Raw genomic sequence first — 19,049 nt, 5'->3', positions numbered from 1 at the left:
CGCTTCGCTCGCACACGTGACCGCGCCTCGCTGGCGCTCCGCTCCATCATTCCCACTGAAGGGGCTGTGCCTTCGATGTGCTCGCTTCGCTCATGCGGGGCATGCCGTCCCGTCAGCAGGCAACTTGGCGTCCTTCAGGTAGTCGGTGAGAGCCCGCTGCGCACAACCGGAATGGGCGAAAACCGGATGCCCCCACCCCTGCCAGGTGATCGCGGCCTTGCGCGCGCCGGCGGCGCCGAGTGCACCGGTCACCGAGGCTTGACCGCCGTCGCCGACCAACGGATCCGCGACCCCGCCGAGCACGAGAACCGGCAGGTCCAGCTTCTCCGGCAGCGGCGGTGCGGCGCTGACCGGCCAGGCGACACATTCCATCATCCCGATCGCGGCAGACCTGCCGAAGACCGGATATTTGGTGCCCCAGGTGTCCGCGAGCTCCTTGGCCTTGGTGGGGCTCGGCGGCAGCTGGTTGTCGGTGCAGCGGTTGACGAACTGACCGTCGGCCGCGGTGGCGGCGGTTTCGCGCTGGATCAGCATCCCGAGCGGGCCGCGATCGCCGCGCCCGGCGGCCGAGAGTGCGTCGGCGAGTTCGGTGACGTGCGCGGATTGGTCGCGCGGACCGGCGAGGAAGCCCGACAACCCGGTCAGCAGCGCATTCGCGGAGATATCACCGAGTCCGCCGCTGCTCGCCTTGCGCACCAGATCGATGATCGCGGCACGTGGGTCCGCACCGAGTGAGCAGCTGACTCCCGTGCAACGCTGGGCGAACGCGGTTACGGCCGCCTCCGCGCCCTGGACGCGCTGTTCGGTGCGGGTGACGGCATCGGCGCCGACAGCCTCCGGTGAGTCCAGCACAAGACGCGCCAAGTGGTCGCCGAATTTGCGCGCGTAGCTGAGTGCGACCTTCGCGCCATTTCCCGAACCGAGCAGGTCGATCCGGTCGACCTGCCACTGCCTGCGCAGCTGCTCGATGTCATCGGCGGCGTGCGGTGCGTCGAAGGTGCCCTCATACGGCTGCAGGAAGTCGCGGCAGGCGATGGTGGCGTCCTGGCTGAATCCGGTCACCGCTTCGACGGGATCGCTTGCGCCCGGTCCGAATTGCCCGTTATCGGCCAGGCCGCGGCGGGACTCGGCGGTCATGCAGTCGATCGGCTGCGAGGTGCCGAGGCCGCGCCGGTCCACGGCGACGATCGGGCGGCCGGCCAGCAGCCCGTTGCCCGCGCCGACGGCGAGCCCGGCCAGCGTCGCGGTGGAGGAGCGGTCCGCGCCGGAGGTGATGACCAGCGGCGCGACATCGGTCGGGGTCTGCGGCAGCCGGGCCCGCATGGCGCCGGTGCGGAAGTTGCCGAGTACACCGCCGGTCGAATCGATCGGGGTGGTGTATTCGGCGCAGTCCAGGACCAGGCCGGAGGGCGCGGGGCCCAGGCCGAGCAGATCGAGCGTGGGTGTGGTGCAATCGCGCCAGGTCAGATCGGTTTTGGGGACACCGGCATCCGGCGGCGGCGCGATGACCATGGTCGGGTGCGGACCCGCCCCGCCCTGCGGCGCGCGCTCGACGGCGACGCCGGGGCGATCGGAAGGTCCCGCACCGCATCCGGCGATCATGATCGAGAGTGTCGATGCCAGCACGACGGCCCGAGTCCAGCGCATGCGCTACAGCCTGCCAGGTTCGTGCGGTTTGTTCATGAACGGGTCCAGCGGGTCAGCATGGTGCCGTCGTCGTCGAGCAGGATATGCCTGCGCACCATCGGTACCCGGAACTCGTGTGCGGACAGCGAGATTCGGCGCGCGGTACCGCCCACCAGGATCGGCGCGGTCGTGACACACAGTTCGTCGACCGCATCCGCCTCCAGCAGCTCACCGAAAAGGTGCGGACCGCCCTCGCACAGCACGCGCCGTAGCCCGAGGTCGGCGAGGGTGTTGAGCAGGCCCTGCGGGGTGATCGCGACACCGCCCGCCTCGATGACGTGCGCGCCCGCATCGGCGAGTTGCTGTTTGCGATCCTCCGGCGCGGTGCTGGTGGTAATGATCAGCGTCGGAACTTTGGTATCGGTGAACAGCCGCGCGCCCGGCTCCAGCGAAGCGCTCGCGGTGACCACGGCGATCGGTGGCGGTGCGCCGTCGCGATGTCCGCCGATGCCGCGGTCGTACAGCTCGTGCCGGAAGACCGGGTCCGTCGCGGCGCCGCCGTAGTTCTCCGCCCGCGCGGTGCCCGCGCCGATCACGATCACATCGGCCAATTGGCGCAACAGCATGAAGACGGTTTTGTCGGCCGGGGTGCCGAGTCCTTCGGAGACATTGCCGCTGGTGGCGGAGCCGTCGATACTGGAGACGAAATTGGCGCGGACCCAAGGGGCCCGGAGTTCGGTGGGGTAGGCATACAGGTCGGCGAGTTCGTCCCGGCTCAGTCCTGTGAGCTGGATCGCATTGTGGATACGCTGCATGAACAAAGATCACACCACGTCATTAGGCTTCCAGCATGCAAGAGCGCCTTGTCGATCGCCATCCGGAGGTTCCGGCGGACCAGTTGGTCGCCCAGATGGTGCCGCCGCCCATGTTCGACGAGGTCAGTTTCGCCTCCTACATTCCCGATCCCAAGGAGCCGACCCAGGCGGCCGCGGTCCGCAAGGCCGAGGATTTCGCCGGTCAGGTCGCCAAGATCCATCAGGCGGCGAACAAGAAGAGCCTGTTCGGGAGGAGGAAACCGATCAGCGGCGCCGGTCTCTACCTCGACGGCGGCTTCGGTGTCGGCAAGACCCACCTGCTGGCCTCCATCTTCCACAGCGCGCCCGCACCGAAATCCTTCGGCACCTTCGGTGAACTCACCAATCTCGTTGGCGCACTCGGCTTCAACAATGCCGTCGAGCGGCTCGCGGCGAACAGCGTGCTGTGCATCGACGAATTCGAACTCGACGATCCCGGCGACACAATGCTGGTCTCGCGGCTGCTGACCGAGCTGTCGGCGCGCGGCGTCTCCATCGCCGCCACCTCCAACACCCTGCCCGGCCAGCTGGGGGAGGGCCGCTTCGCCGCCCAGGACTTCCTGCGCGAGATCAAGAAGCTCGGTTCGATCTTCGAGCCCGTGCGCGTCGACGGCCCGGACTACCGGCACCGCGATCTGCCGCCCGCTCCCGAACCGACCTCGCCGGAGCTGCTCACCGAACGTGCTTCTGCCACAACGGGTTCCACGCTCGACGAATTCGACGCGCTGCTGAAGCATCTGAGCACGCTGCACCCGTCGAAGTACGGTGCGCTGATCTCCGGTGTGTCGTCGGTATTCATTTCGAATGTGCACCCGGTGACCGATCAGGCGGTCGCACTGCGGATCGTCGTACTGGCCGACCGGCTGTACGACGCGAGCGTTCCGGTGACGGTTTCGGGTGCGAAGCTGGACGAGATCTTCTCCAAGGAGATGCTCGACGGTGGTTACCGCAAGAAGTACCTGCGTGCGATTTCGCGTCTGCTGGCGCTTTCGCGCTTCGAGGTTGCCGCGTAACCGTCGAGGACGGCCCTACCAGCCCTATCGAGCAGGAAGTTGACCAACTCATACTTCACTTGATTGTGTGCGGGGGGTCGTTCACGTTGATGATTGGAGCAGGCATGGTCCGTCGTTCCGTTCGAGTTCCGCTCGCACTCGCTGCCGGTCTCACCGTCGCATTCGGGCCGGTGGTAGGCGTCGCACTGGCCGACCCGGTCAGCGTTGCCGATCCGGTCACCTTCGACCGCGCGCTGAATCTGCAGGGCGTGCAGAACGGCCGCGACGCGGGCGGCTACCGCACCGCCGACGGTCACTGGGTGCGCACCGGGTTGGTCTACCGCACCGGTCAGCTCAACAATGCGACTCCGGCCGATCTGGCCGTGCTGGCCGACCGTCAGGTGCGCGTGGTCGACGATCTGCGCACCGTCTACGAGCGGACCATCGCGGCCGACCGCCTCCCCGCTGGTGCGGCCGCGAACTGGAACGACGTCATCGGTCAGGCTCCGCCGCAAACCCTGGTCACCACCCTCACCGGTGGCAATGACCTGTACCGCGAGTTCATCACCGCGCCCGGCGCGAACGAGGCCTTCGCCTCGGTGCTACGCGACATCATCGACACCGACGGCGCCGTAGTCTTCCACTGCACCGCGGGCAAGGACCGCACCGGCTGGACCTCGGCGGTCCTGCTGACCATCCTCGGCGTGGACCGCGACACCGTCACGCAGGACTACCTGCTATCCAACCAGTACCGCAATGCCGGCCCGAACGATCCGCTCAACGGCGTCTCGGCCGCATGGCTGGATGCCGCCTTCGACCAGGCGAACCAGAGCTACGGCGGTTTCGACAATTATGTCCGTGCGGGATTGAAGCTGTCGGCGACCGATGTCGCGGCACTGAAGGCGAAGCTGCTGGCCTGATTCAGCAGGGATGCTCGGCATACCACCGATCGATCAGCGCGGGCAGTTCCTTGCCCATCCACACGAAGAACTCGTGCATATCCCGAACCCGTTCGGCGTCAGCACCATTCGGGTCGTCGAACAGCGCGAGCCCGCGCGCGGTCATATTGGTGAGGTCGGTGTACATGCCGCTCTGCTGGCGGGTCAGCTCCGGCAGAATTCCGGGCCGGATCGAGTAGTAGTCCTTGCGATCGCCCGGCTTGGAGATCTTGTCCACCCAGCGCATGGTGACCAGCGTCTTCAATGCCGACGAGATGGAACCCTTGGAAGCCTGCAGCGCATCGGCGATCTGGCCGAAGGTCTGCTCCGGCGGATCGCTGACCAGCAACCACCCCGCGGCCCGACCCGTCATCCGGACCAGGCCCATCCGCTCCAGTACGAGCGCGAAATCCTCGACGAATGCCAACTTTTCCGGAGTCGGTCCGGTTGTCTGGTCGTTGTCGGTGGTGCCCATCGGAGAAGTATCCCTTCCGGAATGCGGAGAGCGGTAAACGGGGCGGACCGTGTCGGCCCGCCCCGGTATCGGTCGATCAGACCGCCAGATCGCGGCGATCGAAGGCGCCCAGCGCCAGCACCAGGGCGACCGCGGCCACGACGACCAGCACCATCAGGTGGATACCGTTCCAGCCGTGCACCAGCGGCGCACCCCCATTGGCCCAGTAGAAGGGCGACAGTTTGCGCACGAAATCACCGCCGAGGTTGTTGGCCAGATAGCCCCCCACCGCGATCAGCGACGTCGAACCCAGTGTCACCGAACGCTTTCCGGTGGCCGCGCCGATCAGCAGCGTGATCGCGCCGACGGCCAGTGCCAGCAATCCGAGCCCCGCACTCGCGGCCACGATATTGCCGGTGGGTACCTCCAGCCCACCCTGCTCGGCCCCGGCGATAACGCTGAGGGTGAGCACGGTGGTGGCGATCGCGGTCTGTGCGGACAGTGCGGCGAATCGCTGCAGCAGCAGATTCATCCGGTTGATCGGTTGTGCGAGAAGCAGATCCAGGACCCCGCTCTCCTCCTGCGCCACCGAACGGCTCGCGAAGGTGACCGCGAAGATCAGCATCAGCAACAGACCCATCAGCGAGTACACTGTCGCGTTCAAATATCCACTGGCGCTGGCGAAATCGCTGACGCCCATGGCCTCGTACATCGTGTTCTGCTTGATATCGAGCGAGCCCTGCTCCTCGAGCGACTGGTAGGACGGCAGATACATCATCGGGATGACGGCGAAGCCGATCGACCAGCCGATCAGGCCGCGCCGCTGTTCGGTCAGGGTCTGCGTGAAGACCGAGCGAGTCATGGCGAATTCTCCTGTGCGATAAACGATTCGGATGATGTTTGATCAGCGGCCGTAGCGGCTGAAGAAGATCTGTTCGAGATCCGGCTCGGTGGACAGCACGCTCACCAGTTGGTATTTCGCGGCCATCTTGAACAGTCCGTCGACCTCGCCTTCGGTGGTGCAGCGCAAGGTTTTTCCGTCGATGATCAGATCGCGCACGCCGGGCAGTCTGGCGAAGTCGTCGCCGAAAATGTCCTCGCCGAAGACCAATTCGACCGAGCGCGGCGAACGCCTCCGCAGATCCTCGACATTTTCGGTGCCGAGCAGTTGGCCGGTGCGCATGATGACCGCCCGATCGGCAGTCTGCTGCACCTCGCTGAGAATGTGCGAGGACATGAACACCGTCTGCCCGTTGCGCTTGGCTGCCCCGACCAGATCCAGAAAGCGTTGCTGCAGTAGCGGATCCAGCCCGGAGGTTGGTTCGTCGAGAATCAGCAGATCCGGGTTGTGCATGAAAGCGGCGATAATGCCGACCTTCTGCTTATTGCCCTTCGACATCGCGCCGACCTTCTTGGACAGATCCAGATCGAGCAGATCGGCCAGGTCGGTGATCCGATTCGGTGCGACATCGCCGTGCAGGTCGGCGAGGAAGGCGAGCAGGTCACGAGCGGTATTGCGACCCTCGATCTCGAGTTCGCCCGGCAGGTAACCGATGCGCCTGCGCAATTGCGCACCGCCGATGCGTGGCTCGATGCCGAATACCTCGACACGGCCCGAAGTCGGTCGGATCAGATCCAGCAGGATGCGGATGGTGGTGGACTTTCCCGCACCGTTGGGCCCGAGAAACCCGAAAACCTCGCCCTGGCCGACCTCGAGGTTCAGATCGGTGAGTGCGACATGCTTGCCGTAGTGCTTGGTCAGGCCCTCGGTGCGGATCGCGGCGGTGGTCATGATGCTCCTTCAGTTCCTGCATGTTCCGCAATGTCTTATGTGTTCAGTAAAGACTGAACATACAGAACTTGTCAATCTTTGGGTCGGGCTACGATCCGGTCATGACGACGTTCAGGACCTGGGACGGACTGGAGCTCAACTACCGCGTATGGGAGGGCGAAGGCATCCCGGTCGTACTGCAGCACGGGGTAGTGGCCGATACGAATGCCAACTGGATGGCCACCGGGGTGGTCGGCGCTCTGCGGGCCGCCGGGCACACCGTGGTGTCGCTGGATGCGCGCGGACACGGTCGTTCCGCGAAACCCCATGATCCGGCGCGGTATTCATGGGCGGGGATGGCGCGCGACGTCAGCGCGCTCTACGACGAGCTGGGCTTCGATGACGTTGTTCAGGTGGGCTATTCGATGGGCGCGATCATCTCGCTGCTGGTGGCGGGAGCGGATGAGCGGGTGCGCAAGCTGGCTGTGGGCGGCATCGGCTCCGGTGTGCTCGATTGCGGCGTCGACCGGCGCGTCATCGATATCGACGATCTGCGCGCCGCCATGCGCGGTGACGGCGCGGGCACACCACCGATCGCGATGATGTTCCGGATCCTCGCCGACGCGGTGCGCGCCGACCGCGATGCCATCGAGGCGGTCGCGACCGGCCTGGATGACGAGCCGATAAAGACCCTGGCCGCAATCACGATGCCGAGCCTGGTCCTGGCGGGCGATAAGGACCCGTTCGCCGCCGAGCCCGATCGACTCGCGGCCGCACTACCCGACGCAACGTTGCGGATCGTGCCGGGCGATCACCTGATGGCAGTGGTGGATCCGAGCTTTCATGCTGCGTTGGTCGAGTTCGTGGCCTGATCCGGTCAGAAAACCCGTCGCATCACCAAATCGTGATGCAACTGGCTACCCACGGTGAAGGTCTTGGTGCCGACTCGCTCGAATCCGTGCTTGAGATAGAACCGTAGGGCGCGCACATTCTCCTGGTTTACGCCGAGCCACACCCCGGCAACCGCCTCCGCGCGGGCCTGCTCCAGCGACGCGTTCATCAGTGCCTTCGACACACCGGCACCATGGTGGCCGGGCAGTACGTACATCTTGCTGATCTCGACGGCCGGGCGCAGGTCGACGGCCTTGGCGACCTCGGGGTCAGCCGGGTCGCCGTAGTGCAACATCGCGTAGCCGACGATATCGCCGCCCGCGACCGCCTTGAGCACGATCCGGGCGGGGTCGGTCAGATATTCGCCGAAGCGTTCACCGGAAAGCACCTCGGAGATGAAGATCTCGATATCGTCCGCAGTGGCGTGCGGTGGACAGGCGAGCGGAAAGGTCGCGGCCGCAACGTCACTGAGGGCCTCGGCGTCCCATAATCCGGCCCGGTCGACGGTGACTGGGATGTTGCTCATGTGTCCAGTACAGCACGACCTCCGTTCGAAGCGGAAAGCTCATCAGGTTCGGAACGGGAATGGAATACGCGCGCGAGTCCGATAACGATTGCCATGAACAGGACGGGGATCACGAAGCCGATCCGATGTCCGAACCCGGCGGCAATCGCGCCGACCAGCCCGCCGCCGACGAGTGTGCCCACGTAGTTGAACAGGTTCAGGCGCGCGATCAGTGCGTCGAGTTGCCGTCCGCTGGTCAGTTGTCCGGCCTCGCTGAAGCACAGTGGTGCGACGACGCCGGTTCCGAAACCGCCGATGAGGAAGCCGACGATCGCCACAACCGGACCGGGCGCGACCACTGCGACGGCGAGTCCGAGCACGCCGATCGCCCCCGCGATGCGCACCACCCGGCGTCCGCCGAGCCGCCGCACCCACAGATCCCCGCTCAGCCTGGCGGCCAGCGACGCACATTGATAGACCGCCAACGCCAACGCCGCGGTGGACGAACTGGCGAGCAGATCCTCCTTCAGATACAACGCCGACCAGTTGCTGACGGCGAGATCGATTGCGAAAACGAGCGATGCCGCGATGCCGAAGGCGAGGTACATGCGCAGCGGAACCATCCCAGATGCTGAGGATTCGCTGTCGGACACCTCCGCGGGTCCGGACTCGGCCTCCTCGGCGCCGAGCAGGCGTGAGCCGGTCACCAACCCGACCACGAGAACTATGCCCGCCGCCGCCAACAGCGATTCGCGCAGCGTGACATCCAATGCCTCGCAGGCGGATACGAACAGCGCACCGAGGATCGATCCGGCACTCCACACCCCGTAGAACGAGGAGAGGATGAATTTCCCGTACCCGTGCTGAATGAATACACCCTGCATATTCGTGCTCGCATCGACGATGCCGACCGCGATTCCGTAGCACCCGAGGGCGATCGCCAGCACAGGGATATTCGGGGCCAGCGCGATGGCGCATCCGGCGACCGTGATGCCCAGCAGTCCGATCCGCACCGTGACCCGGCTCGACCACCGCGTGGCCACCTGCTCGGCCGCCACGCTGCCGACGCCGGCGAGGATCGAAACCAGCACCACCGAACCGGCGATCAGGCCATCGGACAGGTCGAAGCGATCCTTCTGCTGGGGCAGTTCGGTGAGTACCACCGCGAAGAAAAAGCCCTGCAACCCGAAGGCGAACGAATTCGCGATCCGGGCTCCGCGCAGGACGGGAGAAATCGATCCCATCTGCGGAGAGTATCGGCCCGGCCGTGGCCGTGCCGGGCAGACGGTCGCGGTCATCCTTTTGGAGGATGCGGTGCGCGCGACGGTCATCCTTTGGTCAGATTCGGTCGCTGTGGTCGACGCGCGGGTGGTCGAGATCGTTATCGCGTGCCACTATCGAAGGGGCGCAAGACAACTCACGAACGGGGAAGGGCCGTCGAATGAGACACCTGCCGCAGGACTTCTTTCGTACGCCGTATGCCTTCTATGAGGAGCTGCGCGCCGAAGGCCCCGTGCACCCCATCGAGTTGAACAGCGGCGTTCGCGCCTGGCTGGTGGTGGATCTGGACGTCGCACGCGAGGTGCTGCGTCATCCGGCCATCCGCAAAGACCCGCACACCGACGTCAGCCGCAAGGCCCGTGGCCTGCCCACCGACGACACCGGCGTCGGCGCGGTGAATACCCGGATCAGCTACCACCTGCTGAATACCGATCCGCCGGCGCACGCCCGGCTGCGCCGACTGGTCACGCCCGCATTCGCGCCTGCCCGGATCGAGGCGCTGGCCCCACGGGTGCTGGCGATCGCCGATGAACTCCTCGACCGGATGGCCGAGGACGGTGCGGGCCCGGTGGATCTGTTGTCGGAGTACGCATTTCCGCTGCCCATCACCGTCATCTGCGAGCTGCTCGGTGTGCCGGTGGCCGATCGCGCGGATTTCCGGGAGTGGTCGCGCATCATCGTCGAGGTGTCGACCGCGACCCCCGAGGAGGTCCGGCACGCGACCGATGCCATCGCCGACTATTTCGAGCGGCTGATCACGCGGCGGCGGGCCGAGGGACTGGGGGAGGATCTCGTCTCGGACCTGATTGCCGCCAGTGCCGACGGTGACCGCCTCACCGATGACGAGCTGATCTCCATGGTGTTTCTCATCCTGGTCGCGGGTCACGAGACCACGGTCAATCTGATCGGCAATACCGTGCTCACCCTGCTGTCGGATCCGGCGCGCTATCGTGCGCTGCACGGGAATACCGAGGCGGTGCCCGCCCTGATCGAGGAGATGCTGCGCTATGACGGTCCGGTGAACGTCGCGACCTTGCGCTACACGACCGAACCGATCACGCTGGGCGGCATCGAGATTCCCGCAGGCGAGGTGGTGCTCGTCGCACTGGGTTCGGCCAACCACGACGAACGGCACTTCGGCGACGCCGCAGAGTTCGACCCGCAGCGCTCCGCATCGGGCCACTTGGCGTTCGGCCACGGCATCCACTTCTGCCTCGGTGCCGGCCTGGCTCGGCTGGAGGCGCGCATCGCGATCACGAGGTTGGTCGAGCAGTATCCGGATCTGCGCTTGGCGGCCGCCGGTGGGGAATTGCGTTGGCGGGAGAGCATGCTCATCCGGGGGTTGCAGGATCTGCCGGTCGAATTGGCAGGAGCACCCGCCCTACGTTGATTCCGGCGTTCGGGGTGGTGCGCAGACCGGCGGACTGCCCTGCTGATCAGGCGTTGTGCCCCAGGGGCTTCCGTCACGCCGGACAACTGTGGAACAGTGCAGAGAAGCGGGCGTAACGATGCGTCCGGCGCCGGATGCGGAGGGAAGCGATGACTGCGGCGTATCCACCCGGTCCGCCGATCCCCGCATTTCTGCAGGGCTTGCTGTACATCCGTAACCGGGCCCAGATGCTGCCGCCGCTGCGGCGGCGCTACGGCGATGTCTTCTCGCTGCATGTGCCGCCGTTCGCACAGAACCTCGTCGTATTCACCCGCCCCGAACATATCAAGGAGATCTTCGCGGGCGATCCACGCGACCTGCACGCGGGCGAAGGCAATCAGATCCTCGGCCCGGTGATGGGCGAGCATTCAGTGCTGATGACCGACGAGGCCGAACACGCCAGGGCCCGCCGATTGCTCATGCCCGCATTCAACGGCGCGGCCCTGCGCGGCTATCGGGATCTGGTCGCCGAGATCGCGGCCGCGGAGGTCGACCGCTGGCCGCCCGGTTCGACGGTCATCACCCTCGACCGGATGAACGCACTCACCCTCGAGGTGATCATGCGGGTGGTCTTCGGCGTCACCGATGAGCGCACTCGGGCCGCGCTCGCGCCGCGCCTGGGTCGCATCGTCGATATAGGGCCGCTGCAGTACATCGGCCTGATGAAACCGGCGCTGCAGAAGTATCCACCGTGGAGGTCCTTCCACGGCAATATGGCCGCCATCGATGATCTGCTGTACACCGAGATCACGGCCCGGCGCACCGCCCCCGACCTCGCAGAACGCACCGACGTCCTGTCCCGGCTGCTGCAGGCGGGCGGCGATACCGAAGCCGATCCGCCGCTCACCGACGCCGAACTGCGCGATCAACTCATCACCCTGCTGCTCGCCGGTCACGAAACCACCGCGGCCGCGCTGTCCTGGGCGCTGCACGAACTCTCGGTCGACCCGCAGGTACAACGCGACGCCCACGAAGCGGTCCGCATCGATGACGACAAGGCGCTCGAGGCCGTCATGAAGGAGGCGATGCGGATGCGCACCGTCATTCCCGGTGCGGTGCGCAAACTCACCAGGGATATGACGATCGGCGGCTGGGAACTGCCCGCAGGCACCGTGGTCAGCTGTTCGATCCTGCTGGCGCACCGCAGCCCGGCCAACTATCCCGACACCTGGACCTTCCGTCCGTCGCGCTTCCTCGACGGCGAGGTCGAACCGAATACCTGGCTGCCCTTCGGCGGCGGCGTCCGCCGCTGCATCGGCGCCGGATTCTCGCTGATGGAGGGCACCACTGTGCTGCGCGAGATCCTGTCCCGTTACACCCTGGCCCCGCCCGAGGGGGCGAAACGCGAGCGCGGACGGGTGCGCAATATCACCACCGTGCCGCGCGACAAGGCCAGGATTGTAGTCACTCCCCGTTCAACTTCGTGAAATCGCACCGAGGCTTTGCCGCATCCGCGCGAGCGACGTAATCTCCGTGCCATGACGAGCGGGAACCGCATCGCAATCGTAGGTGCGGGCATTGCAGGCCTCGCCTGCGCGAAGGTGTTGCGCCAGGAGGGTTTTCCGGTCGAGGTATTCGATCGGACCCCGGACGTCGGCGGAGTGTGGAGTGCGACGCGCCGGTATCCCGGCCTGCGCGCACAGAACAGCAAACACACATATCACTTCTCCGACTTCCCGATGCCCGATGACTATCCGCGTGTGCCGGACGGGCAGCAGATGCAGCAGTACCTCGACGGGTACGTGCGGCACTTCGGCTTCGGCGAGAGCCTGCGCCTCGGCACCGAGGTGGTCGCGGCCGATCCGGTCGACAGTGGTTGGTTGCTGGAGATCCGCGACCACATCGGTATCCACCGCACCTCCTGCGACCATCTGGTCATCGCCAACGGAATATTCAGTGAGCCCGCGGTGCCCGACTTTCCGGGCGTCGAGCGGTTCCGGCAGGCTGGCGGGCAGGTCGGGCACGCCTCGGAGTTCCTGGATGTCGAGTGGGCGCGCGGCAAATCTGTCGTGGTGGTCGGCTATGGCAAGTCGGCCTGCGATATCGCCGAGGCGGTCAGTCATGTCGCGGCCTCGACGAATGTGGTCGCCCGCCGACTGCTGTGGAAGATGCCGCGCAAGTTGGCGCGCGGACTGGTCGACTACGAACGCCTGATGCTGACCAGGCTGGGGGAAGCGCACTTCCGCTATCAGGAGCTCGGGCGGATCGAACGGTTCCTGCACGGTTCCGGGCACAGCTTCCGCGACAGCGACCTCGATGTGATCCAGGAGCTCGCCACCAAGAAGTCGCATCTGCGCGAGCTGGGTCTGGTGCCGGAGGGGCGCTTCGAGGACATCGCGGAGAGCACGGTCAGCCTGGTCACCGAGGATTTCTTCGAACGGGTGGGGATGGGACTGATCGCGGTGCACCGCGACAGCACCATCACCGAGATGGCCGCGAACCAGGTGCGACTGTCCAACGGCACGACCCTGCAGGCCGACATCGTCATCTGTGCCACCGGATTCCACCAGCGGGTGCCGTTCCTGACCCCGTATGTGCAGCGTCAGCTCACCGATGACGAGGGCAATTTCCGCTTGTACCGGCAGATCCTGCCGATCGGCGTGCCGAATCTGAGCTTCGTCGGGTACAACTCCTCGGTCATCAGCACGCTCAGCGCCGAGGTCGGCGCGCACTGGACTGCCGCACTGTTGCGCGGCCGCCTCGCCCTACCGACGCAGGAGGAGATGACCGCGCACGTCGATGAGCGGCTGCGCTGGATGGCCGAACGCACGGGCGGCCATCATGCGCGCGGCGGCGCCATTACCCCGTTCTCGATCCACAATATCGACGAGATGCTCACCGACCTGAAATTCCGGCTGCCGCGCAGAACCCGTGCGGCACAATGGTTCCGGACGGTCAAGCCGTCTTCGTACCGTGGGCTCGCGGAGCGGTCGAAAGGGCCGGTGGTGACAGCGGCGCCGGAAATGGCGCCTCAGGTCTCCGCCGAACAGCGCACGCCGTAGGTCGATTGCCCGGAGTGCGCCTGGGGGTTGCCGGGGTTCTCCTCGGCGCTGACGTGTTGTAGGTCGGACATGGCGGTGCGTGTGGCACATGGGACAGGTTCGATCGACGTCGACGATCACCGGGGAGGGATCTGTCGGCGCGCCCCGGCCAATGGCCCGGCGATGGTGCCACCAGCGGATGCGGGATCGGAACAGCGTCCGTTCCCGCTGCGAGGCCCATCGATTTACCCAGTGCGACTGTGGGTTTCGAGTCGAATAGGTTCAAAGTGTGACCGGCGTCGCATGAGCGTGCCGGCATTCCGGCCGGAGTCGACAATCGGGCCGGGCAGCGCCGTCGAGGTCGACACGACGGATTATCGCCAATGCAATGTTGGTTACCAGTCTTTCCATTCTGGATAATCCAGGAGTGGACGCCCTCGACATGAATCTTCTGGTTGCTCTGGATGCGCTGCTGGAGACCAACAGCGTCACCCAGGCCGCCGAGCGGCTACACACCTCGGCGCCCGCGATGAGCCGAACGCTGGCCCGGCTGCGTCGCGTGCTCGGCGATCCGCTGCTGGTGCGCTCGGGCCGCAATCTGGTGCCGACGCCGCGTGCACTCGAATTGCGTTACGAGGTCAGCATTCTGGTGGAGCGGGGACGGACGCTGCTCACCCAGCGGGGCGCGCTCGACCCGACCACGTTGAAGCGCGACTTCGCGGTGCAGGCGGGCGATATGGTCCTCGCGGAATTGGCGACGCCGCTGCTGGCCGCCGTCCGCGCACAGGCGCCCGGCGTGACACTGCACCTTTTCCCGGATCGCGACGAGGGCACCGCCGCGCTGCGTGACGGTCGAGTCGATATCGAGGTCGGCGTTATCGAGCACACCGATCCCGAGACCACCGTGCAACGCGTCCTGCGCGACCGCGTGATCGGCGTTGCCGCACCGGAACATCCGCTGATCACCGACCGTGTGACGGTGGCGCGGTTCGCCGCGGCCGCCCACCTCGGCATCTCCCGCCGGGGTCGCGCCCGCGGCCCCATCGATGACCGCCTGGCCCTGCACGGCCGTACCCGCCGCGTGGTGGCCACCGTCCCCGACCTCACCAGTGCCCTGTTAGCGGTCCGCTCCGGCGATCTGATCTGCCCCGTCCCCGCCGCCCTCACCGCGACAACGCGCACCGCACTCGGCTTGTGCGCCTTCGAAATCCCCCTGCCCCTCCCCGAAATCGCCATCGCCATGGCGTGGCACCCCCGTAATACCGCCGACAACGCCCACCGATGGCTACGCGAATTGATCCGCGGCACCCTCACCGGGCTGGACTCGTCCGGCCGGTGAGTCGCTCAGCCCTCGGTGCGGATCGCGAAGTTCGGATCCACGCCGGGTAGTTCGTTCGGCGCGGAGGACGGTTCCGGGCGACCGAAGGGGCCGTGGGGGTTGCGCTTGAGTTCGTCGAGCATTGCCTGCAGCTTGTCGACGTGCGAGGTGTCCTCGCCGGCGCCCGCGCGGTGCGCGCCAGGGGTCGATGCGCCGTTGTCCTCGGTGCGTGGTGCGGTCATACCGGCGTCGGGGCGGGTTGTGGGCATTGGAGATTCGTAGCCGTTGCGGGGCGGGGAGGTGAGCGGCTCCAGGCGGCCGTTACTCGAGCCGATAGAGCCGTAGTCGAGCCGGTCGCCGGTGGTCGCGGATGGGGAGTTGGTGTAGGTCGGCGCGGAAGGTTCGGTGCCGGCCGGTGTGGCCGAGTCGAGCCATTCGGGGCGCGAGGTGGGTGCGGAGAGCGGCTCGCTGCGATAGGTCGGGGGGACCGCGGGCGGCACGGGCTGCGGTGTCCGCGAGGGGAGGGAGTCGTTGGGCGTTGCGGGGCCGAAGGGTTCGAGGTGTTCGGTGCGGGTGATCGGCGCGGTGAACTCGGCCCGTGCGGGGCGGGGCGCGATGTCTTCGGGCGCTTTCAGTCGCTCGTTGCGTCCGGTCGCTGCGTCCAGGCGTCCCGGCGGGGTCGCTAGGCGCCCGTTGGCTCCGGTCGTCGGCGTGACGAGCTCATTGCGACCGGTGTTGGGTTCGAGGCGCTCGCTGGTTCCGGTGGTGTCGGGGCGGTTGTTGCGTCCGGTCGGCGTTTCGCTGAGCACGGTGGTGATGTCGGGGAGGTCGTTGCGCTTGGTCTCGGTGTGCGCGCCCGTGGTGTCGGCTCGCCCGTTGACGGCATCGAGGCGGTCGCGACGCGACGGAATCGGTTCGCGCCGTTCCCTGGTCGCGGGCGCGGGCGCGGGCTCCGGGCGGATCCGCGGCGCGGGTTCGGCCGGTTCGTCACCGGGCTCGACGGTGACGACCTGTTCCAACCGTGACCCGATCTTCGAAACATCCTCCCCGGTACGGAAAGCCCACGCCTCCAACTTGGCCAGGCGACCGGCCAGGTTGCGGTCGTCATCCACGTGGGCGGCGACCGCGTCGAGTTTATTGCTCACCTCGCGCAGGGTCGTCGCGAGACTCGACAAGAGTGCGCCGATCGATTCGCCACTCCGCTCGTCGTGGTCCATCCCATACCTTCTTCCCCGTATCGCCCGAAACTCCACTCGTGGCCGGCCGATTCTATCTGTCGATCGGTACCGCCGCGGTTCGAGGACCGGCCGTGGCCGCGCTGTGCACCTTTCGTCCGGTTACGTGGCGGCTTTCGTTCGCTCGTTCGGCGGCATCGGCCGTGTCCAGGGAATGGCCGCAACTATCAATCACCGGAATAACTGTGGCAATGCTCTCGCGTGTCGCAATGAAATAGCTTGTGAGACAGCGCACATCGGCTGGTCGGAGCGTATTCGCGGGTTGTGGCGCACCCGAGCGCGGGGTATAGGGGGCTGGCGGGCGGGCCAAAGCTGACGCACTCTTGATCTATGGCGTAGGTCGTACCTGACCTGCGGTGGTTTTGGGCAGGGGTGAGGTCGCGTGAGAACGAAGCAGCGCGTCGAGCGGGCGTGCGGGCGTCGGGCGATGCTCGCCGAATTGGGGTTGTCGGACGGTCGCGTCGCGGACACCCGGGCGCCGGATGGTCGCGTACCCGTCGGCGGAGCGGTGGGGGCAGGAGGATACGGCTGCACATGTCCGGAATGTGCCGCCGCGCAATGGGATATCCAGCGGCTGAAGTATTGGCTGTGCGGTCGGCTCGCGTCCTACGGTGCGGAGGTGGCCGAGGTGGACCGGCGGGTGGGTGACGTCCCGGTGGACGTGCTCTGGCGCAGCGGTGATCGGCAGTACGCCATCGAGGTCCGTACCGGCCCGCTGGATCGGGAATCAGCGCAGCACCACACGACGCGGCTGCGTACCTCCGGATGTGACGGGGTGCTGTGGCTGTGCCCGCCGGGCTATTGGGTCGGGCATCTGCCCGCGCTCGGCATCGCCGATTTCGCGCCGCCCGCCTGCGATTACCGGGCCGAAGAGGGCATGTTGGACGCTTCGAACAGTGCGGTCGTCCTGCCGCGCCGGGAACCCTACGAACTGCGTGATTTCCTGTATGGCTGGGTGCGGGGCGAAATCGCGTGGGGCTACCGCGATGTGATGACAGGAGGGTGGGCCACCGTGACCGACTGGGAACACCACACGAGGACGCAGGCCAGCGTCATCGCTCGGCAGCGACAGGAGTTGGTCAACCAACGCACCACCCTGGCCATGTCCCGAAAAACCGTGCGGGACAAGCAGAAACAGATCATGAAACTCGCCAGCCGGCTGGAACGTGCCGAGGAGTCCGCACAGGAGCGCGCGGACTCGCTGGCCGAGGTCAAGCGCAAGCTCGACAACCACCACCGCATCGATGCCAGCCTGCGTGCCACCATCGTGAGTCTGCAGAAGGCGATCGGTCACTGGCAGCTGATCACCTACTGCGCGATGATGCTGATCGTGACATTCATCGCGGGAGCGATGTTCGTGCGCTGAGGCGGTCGGCTGGGTGGTTGCCGGTCAACCGGAACGGCGCACGGTCCCAACGCCATTCGTTGCGTAGCACCAACGCGATCAGGTCGAGCAGATCCAGCTCGACCTCCGCACGCAACTGCCGCAGCGCGGACCAGTACACCGGTCCGCGCTCGACCAACTCCCACAGTCGACTCTCCGTCTCCGCAGCTACCTTGCGCCGCAATAGATCTGGGATCCCGATCTTGCTGCCGGTCCACACCAGCCAGCCCCAGCCGTTGGCATGCGCATGTGCGCGCCCTGCCGCCGATTTGATTCGATTGATGTGGAAGCCGACATGTCCCAGCGGTTCGACATCGATCAGGACGACGCGACCATCGGCCAGCCGTGCGGCGATGGTGGGGTAGTAGCTACGTTCCGTGCCGTCTATTTCGAAGGTGACCGCACTCGGTTCCTCCTGGAATGTCTCGACCAGATCGCTCGCGTTCACTGCCCGAAGCAGCCGAGCCCCGAGGCCGGAATCGAACCCGATATCGCGTCCGACCTTATCGAGATAGAACCGTCCGCGCCCTTCGTCGTCGCCGTCGACCGTGCGCGCGGAGGCGTTCGGCAGGGGAGCGGGGTCTGGCGCGGAGTCGGGCCAATCGACCTGTCCCAGCCATGAATTCAGCTCACTCGTCGCCAGCGGCTCGTGCAGCTTCGCCAACCGCCGATTCGTCTTCTTCTGCCACGCCATGATCCGCTGCATGACATATCCGGCGACCCGCTTGGCATCCTCGCCCGCATGCCCCGCCAGCCGCAGCTTCAGATAAGCCAGCTCATTGGCGGCCAGATCGGTATCCGTCGCATAGGTCTCCACCAACAGCGCCCGTACCAACTGCTGATCTCGTGCCCCCACCGGGTACCGCGTCCCGAACACCTCGGCCGCCCGATGTCCACTCAGCTGCGCTTCCCGCAGAATCTGCGCCACCGCCCGGGTATGCAACTGGCGAACCCGATCCCGCGACAGATCGAATCGAGCACCGATCCGCGCCAACGTCTCCGGCGCCTCCCCGTTCACCCCGAGCCGAAACCCCACGATGTCGGCATCGCGCCGCTTGCGATCCCCCCGCATCTGGATCAATTCTCCCAATAGCTCGTTGATCTCCTCGAGATCGAACGACACATCCCCGGCGATATCGTCCAGCACCTCGGGTTCGGCATAGTCGGCAGCCCGATCCCGCCCATCGGCCTCGCTTGCCGTCACCTGCAACCCCTGACCACGACTCGGCTCCACTCGACATGTGCGCCGTAGCCTAACGCCGACCACCGACAACCCGGCCCATCCCACCGATCGGCCGCCGAATCGGGCCCATCCTTGCCTGCCGGCTCGGCGTCGCTGTCCGGCCTGTCGTCGATACTTCCTGATCGTCGGGGGAAACGGTTCTATGCT

Annotated in this window: 17 protein-coding genes; 8 read left to right on the top strand and 9 right to left on the bottom strand. The window is 66.3% G+C overall.

Features of this window, described 5'->3' with window-relative positions; translation table 11 throughout:
- Positions 1–90 precede the first annotated feature (90 nt).
- Entirely contained in the window at positions 91–1,647 is a 1,557-nt protein-coding gene (locus ACIBW7_RS08545) for an alpha/beta hydrolase (RefSeq protein ID WP_397045404.1), read from the bottom strand.
- A gap of 32 nt (positions 1,648–1,679) precedes the next feature.
- Entirely contained in the window at positions 1,680–2,441 is a 762-nt protein-coding gene (locus tag ACIBW7_RS08540) for a pyrimidine reductase family protein (RefSeq protein ID WP_397045773.1), read from the bottom strand.
- 35 nt (positions 2,442–2,476) lie between these two features.
- On the opposite strand from ACIBW7_RS08540, the gene zapE reads away from it, so the two are divergent.
- Positions 2,477–3,493 carry a cell division protein ZapE gene (gene zapE, locus ACIBW7_RS08535; RefSeq protein ID WP_397045402.1) on the top strand — a complete coding sequence of 339 codons (1,017 nt, stop codon included), beginning with the start codon at positions 2,477–2,479 and terminating at the stop codon, positions 3,491–3,493.
- A 104-nt stretch (positions 3,494–3,597) separates the two neighbouring features.
- The gene (locus tag ACIBW7_RS08530) at positions 3,598–4,392 is read left to right on the top strand and encodes a tyrosine-protein phosphatase (protein ID WP_397045401.1); all 795 of its coding nucleotides are present in this window, start codon (positions 3,598–3,600) and stop codon (positions 4,390–4,392) included.
- Position 4,393: 1 nt separating this feature from the next.
- Here ACIBW7_RS08530 and ACIBW7_RS08525 read toward each other — a convergent pair whose 3' ends face one another.
- From ACIBW7_RS08525 to ACIBW7_RS08515, 3 genes are all read right to left on the bottom strand, one after another.
- A complete protein-coding gene (locus ACIBW7_RS08525; protein ID WP_397045399.1) occupies positions 4,394–4,885 on the bottom strand; it encodes a GbsR/MarR family transcriptional regulator in 492 nt (163 codons plus the stop codon).
- 76 nt (positions 4,886–4,961) lie between these two features.
- Complete coding sequence (locus ACIBW7_RS08520; RefSeq protein WP_397045397.1) at positions 4,962–5,726, bottom strand: ABC transporter permease subunit; 765 nt, start codon at positions 5,724–5,726, stop codon at positions 4,962–4,964.
- A 42-nt stretch (positions 5,727–5,768) separates the two neighbouring features.
- Entirely contained in the window at positions 5,769–6,656 is an 888-nt protein-coding gene (locus tag ACIBW7_RS08515) for an ABC transporter ATP-binding protein (protein WP_397045395.1), read from the bottom strand.
- Between the two features lie 101 nt (positions 6,657–6,757).
- Here ACIBW7_RS08515 and ACIBW7_RS08510 point away from each other — a divergent pair, with 101 nt between their 5' ends.
- Positions 6,758–7,507 (top strand): alpha/beta fold hydrolase, encoded by a 750-nt coding sequence (locus ACIBW7_RS08510; protein ID WP_397045393.1) that lies wholly within the window; start codon positions 6,758–6,760, stop codon positions 7,505–7,507.
- A 5-nt stretch (positions 7,508–7,512) separates the two neighbouring features.
- Here ACIBW7_RS08510 and ACIBW7_RS08505 read toward each other — a convergent pair whose 3' ends face one another.
- Positions 7,513–8,052, bottom strand: a complete 540-nt coding sequence (locus ACIBW7_RS08505; protein WP_397045391.1) for a GNAT family N-acetyltransferase — start codon at positions 8,050–8,052, stop codon at positions 7,513–7,515.
- Positions 8,049–9,275, bottom strand: coding sequence for an MFS transporter (locus tag ACIBW7_RS08500; protein ID WP_397045389.1), 1,227 nt, complete (start codon positions 9,273–9,275; stop codon positions 8,049–8,051). Before ACIBW7_RS08500 ends, ACIBW7_RS08505 begins: the two co-directional genes overlap by 4 nt.
- A gap of 197 nt (positions 9,276–9,472) precedes the next feature.
- On the opposite strand from ACIBW7_RS08500, the gene ACIBW7_RS08495 reads away from it, so the two are divergent.
- The 4 genes from ACIBW7_RS08495 to ACIBW7_RS08480 all read left to right on the top strand — a co-directional run bounded on the left by ACIBW7_RS08495 (position 9,473) and on the right by ACIBW7_RS08480 (position 15,061).
- The gene (locus ACIBW7_RS08495) at positions 9,473–10,702 is read left to right on the top strand and encodes a cytochrome P450 (RefSeq protein WP_397045387.1); all 1,230 of its coding nucleotides are present in this window, start codon (positions 9,473–9,475) and stop codon (positions 10,700–10,702) included.
- Positions 10,703–10,851: 149 nt separating this feature from the next.
- The gene (locus ACIBW7_RS08490) at positions 10,852–12,168 is read left to right on the top strand and encodes a cytochrome P450 (protein ID WP_397045385.1); all 1,317 of its coding nucleotides are present in this window, start codon (positions 10,852–10,854) and stop codon (positions 12,166–12,168) included.
- A 51-nt stretch (positions 12,169–12,219) separates the two neighbouring features.
- Positions 12,220–13,743, top strand: coding sequence for a flavin-containing monooxygenase (locus ACIBW7_RS08485; protein WP_397045383.1), 1,524 nt, complete (start codon positions 12,220–12,222; stop codon positions 13,741–13,743).
- Between the two features lie 421 nt (positions 13,744–14,164).
- Positions 14,165–15,061: a LysR family transcriptional regulator gene (locus ACIBW7_RS08480; RefSeq protein WP_397045381.1), complete on the top strand. Its 897-nt coding sequence runs from the start codon at positions 14,165–14,167 to the stop codon at positions 15,059–15,061.
- Positions 15,062–15,066: 5 nt separating this feature from the next.
- On the opposite strand, the gene ACIBW7_RS08475 is transcribed toward ACIBW7_RS08480, so the two are convergent.
- Positions 15,067–16,257: a hypothetical protein gene (locus ACIBW7_RS08475; RefSeq protein WP_397045379.1), complete on the bottom strand. Its 1,191-nt coding sequence runs from the start codon at positions 16,255–16,257 to the stop codon at positions 15,067–15,069.
- Between the two features lie 400 nt (positions 16,258–16,657).
- Between ACIBW7_RS08475 and ACIBW7_RS08470 the strand changes: the two genes are divergently transcribed.
- Positions 16,658–17,641, top strand: coding sequence for a hypothetical protein (locus ACIBW7_RS08470; RefSeq protein ID WP_397045377.1), 984 nt, complete (start codon positions 16,658–16,660; stop codon positions 17,639–17,641).
- Here ACIBW7_RS08470 and ACIBW7_RS08465 read toward each other — a convergent pair.
- A complete protein-coding gene (locus ACIBW7_RS08465) occupies positions 17,613–18,863 on the bottom strand; it encodes a sigma factor-like helix-turn-helix DNA-binding protein (protein WP_397045375.1) in 1,251 nt (416 codons plus the stop codon). The two genes, ACIBW7_RS08470 and ACIBW7_RS08465, sit on opposite strands and share 29 nt — an antisense overlap.
- Positions 18,864–19,049 lie beyond the last annotated feature (186 nt).

This window comes from Nocardia sp. NPDC049526, from assembly GCF_044465765.1.
Classification (GTDB): domain Bacteria; phylum Actinomycetota; class Actinomycetes; order Mycobacteriales; family Mycobacteriaceae; genus Nocardia.
Note: the sequence above shows the minus strand (reverse complement) of the source record. Positions and strands in the feature narration are given on the sequence as shown.

What these genes read in the sequence shown, in the direction of transcription:
- ACIBW7_RS08530 (WP_397045401.1), top strand. Translation starts at nt 3,598, where the DNA reads ATGGTCCGTCGTTCCGTTCGAGTTCCGCTCGCACTCGCTGCCGGTCTC.
- ACIBW7_RS08505 (WP_397045391.1), bottom strand. Translation starts at nt 8,052, where the DNA reads ATGAGCAACATCCCAGTCACCGTCGACCGGGCCGGATTATGGGACGCC.
- ACIBW7_RS08520 (WP_397045397.1), bottom strand. Translation starts at nt 5,726, where the DNA reads ATGACTCGCTCGGTCTTCACGCAGACCCTGACCGAACAGCGGCGCGGC.
- ACIBW7_RS08500 (WP_397045389.1), bottom strand. Translation starts at nt 9,275, where the DNA reads ATGGGATCGATTTCTCCCGTCCTGCGCGGAGCCCGGATCGCGAATTCG.
- ACIBW7_RS08525 (WP_397045399.1), bottom strand. Translation starts at nt 4,885, where the DNA reads ATGGGCACCACCGACAACGACCAGACAACCGGACCGACTCCGGAAAAG.
- ACIBW7_RS08490 (WP_397045385.1), top strand. Translation starts at nt 10,852, where the DNA reads ATGACTGCGGCGTATCCACCCGGTCCGCCGATCCCCGCATTTCTGCAG.
- ACIBW7_RS08480 (WP_397045381.1), top strand. Translation starts at nt 14,165, where the DNA reads ATGAATCTTCTGGTTGCTCTGGATGCGCTGCTGGAGACCAACAGCGTC.
- zapE (WP_397045402.1), top strand. Translation starts at nt 2,477, where the DNA reads ATGCAAGAGCGCCTTGTCGATCGCCATCCGGAGGTTCCGGCGGACCAG.
- ACIBW7_RS08485 (WP_397045383.1), top strand. Translation starts at nt 12,220, where the DNA reads ATGACGAGCGGGAACCGCATCGCAATCGTAGGTGCGGGCATTGCAGGC.
- ACIBW7_RS08545 (WP_397045404.1), bottom strand. Translation starts at nt 1,647, where the DNA reads ATGCGCTGGACTCGGGCCGTCGTGCTGGCATCGACACTCTCGATCATG.
- ACIBW7_RS08495 (WP_397045387.1), top strand. Translation starts at nt 9,473, where the DNA reads ATGAGACACCTGCCGCAGGACTTCTTTCGTACGCCGTATGCCTTCTAT.
- ACIBW7_RS08515 (WP_397045395.1), bottom strand. Translation starts at nt 6,656, where the DNA reads ATGACCACCGCCGCGATCCGCACCGAGGGCCTGACCAAGCACTACGGC.
- ACIBW7_RS08510 (WP_397045393.1), top strand. Translation starts at nt 6,758, where the DNA reads ATGACGACGTTCAGGACCTGGGACGGACTGGAGCTCAACTACCGCGTA.
- ACIBW7_RS08540 (WP_397045773.1), bottom strand. Translation starts at nt 2,441, where the DNA reads ATGCAGCGTATCCACAATGCGATCCAGCTCACAGGACTGAGCCGGGAC.
- ACIBW7_RS08475 (WP_397045379.1), bottom strand. Translation starts at nt 16,257, where the DNA reads ATGGACCACGACGAGCGGAGTGGCGAATCGATCGGCGCACTCTTGTCG.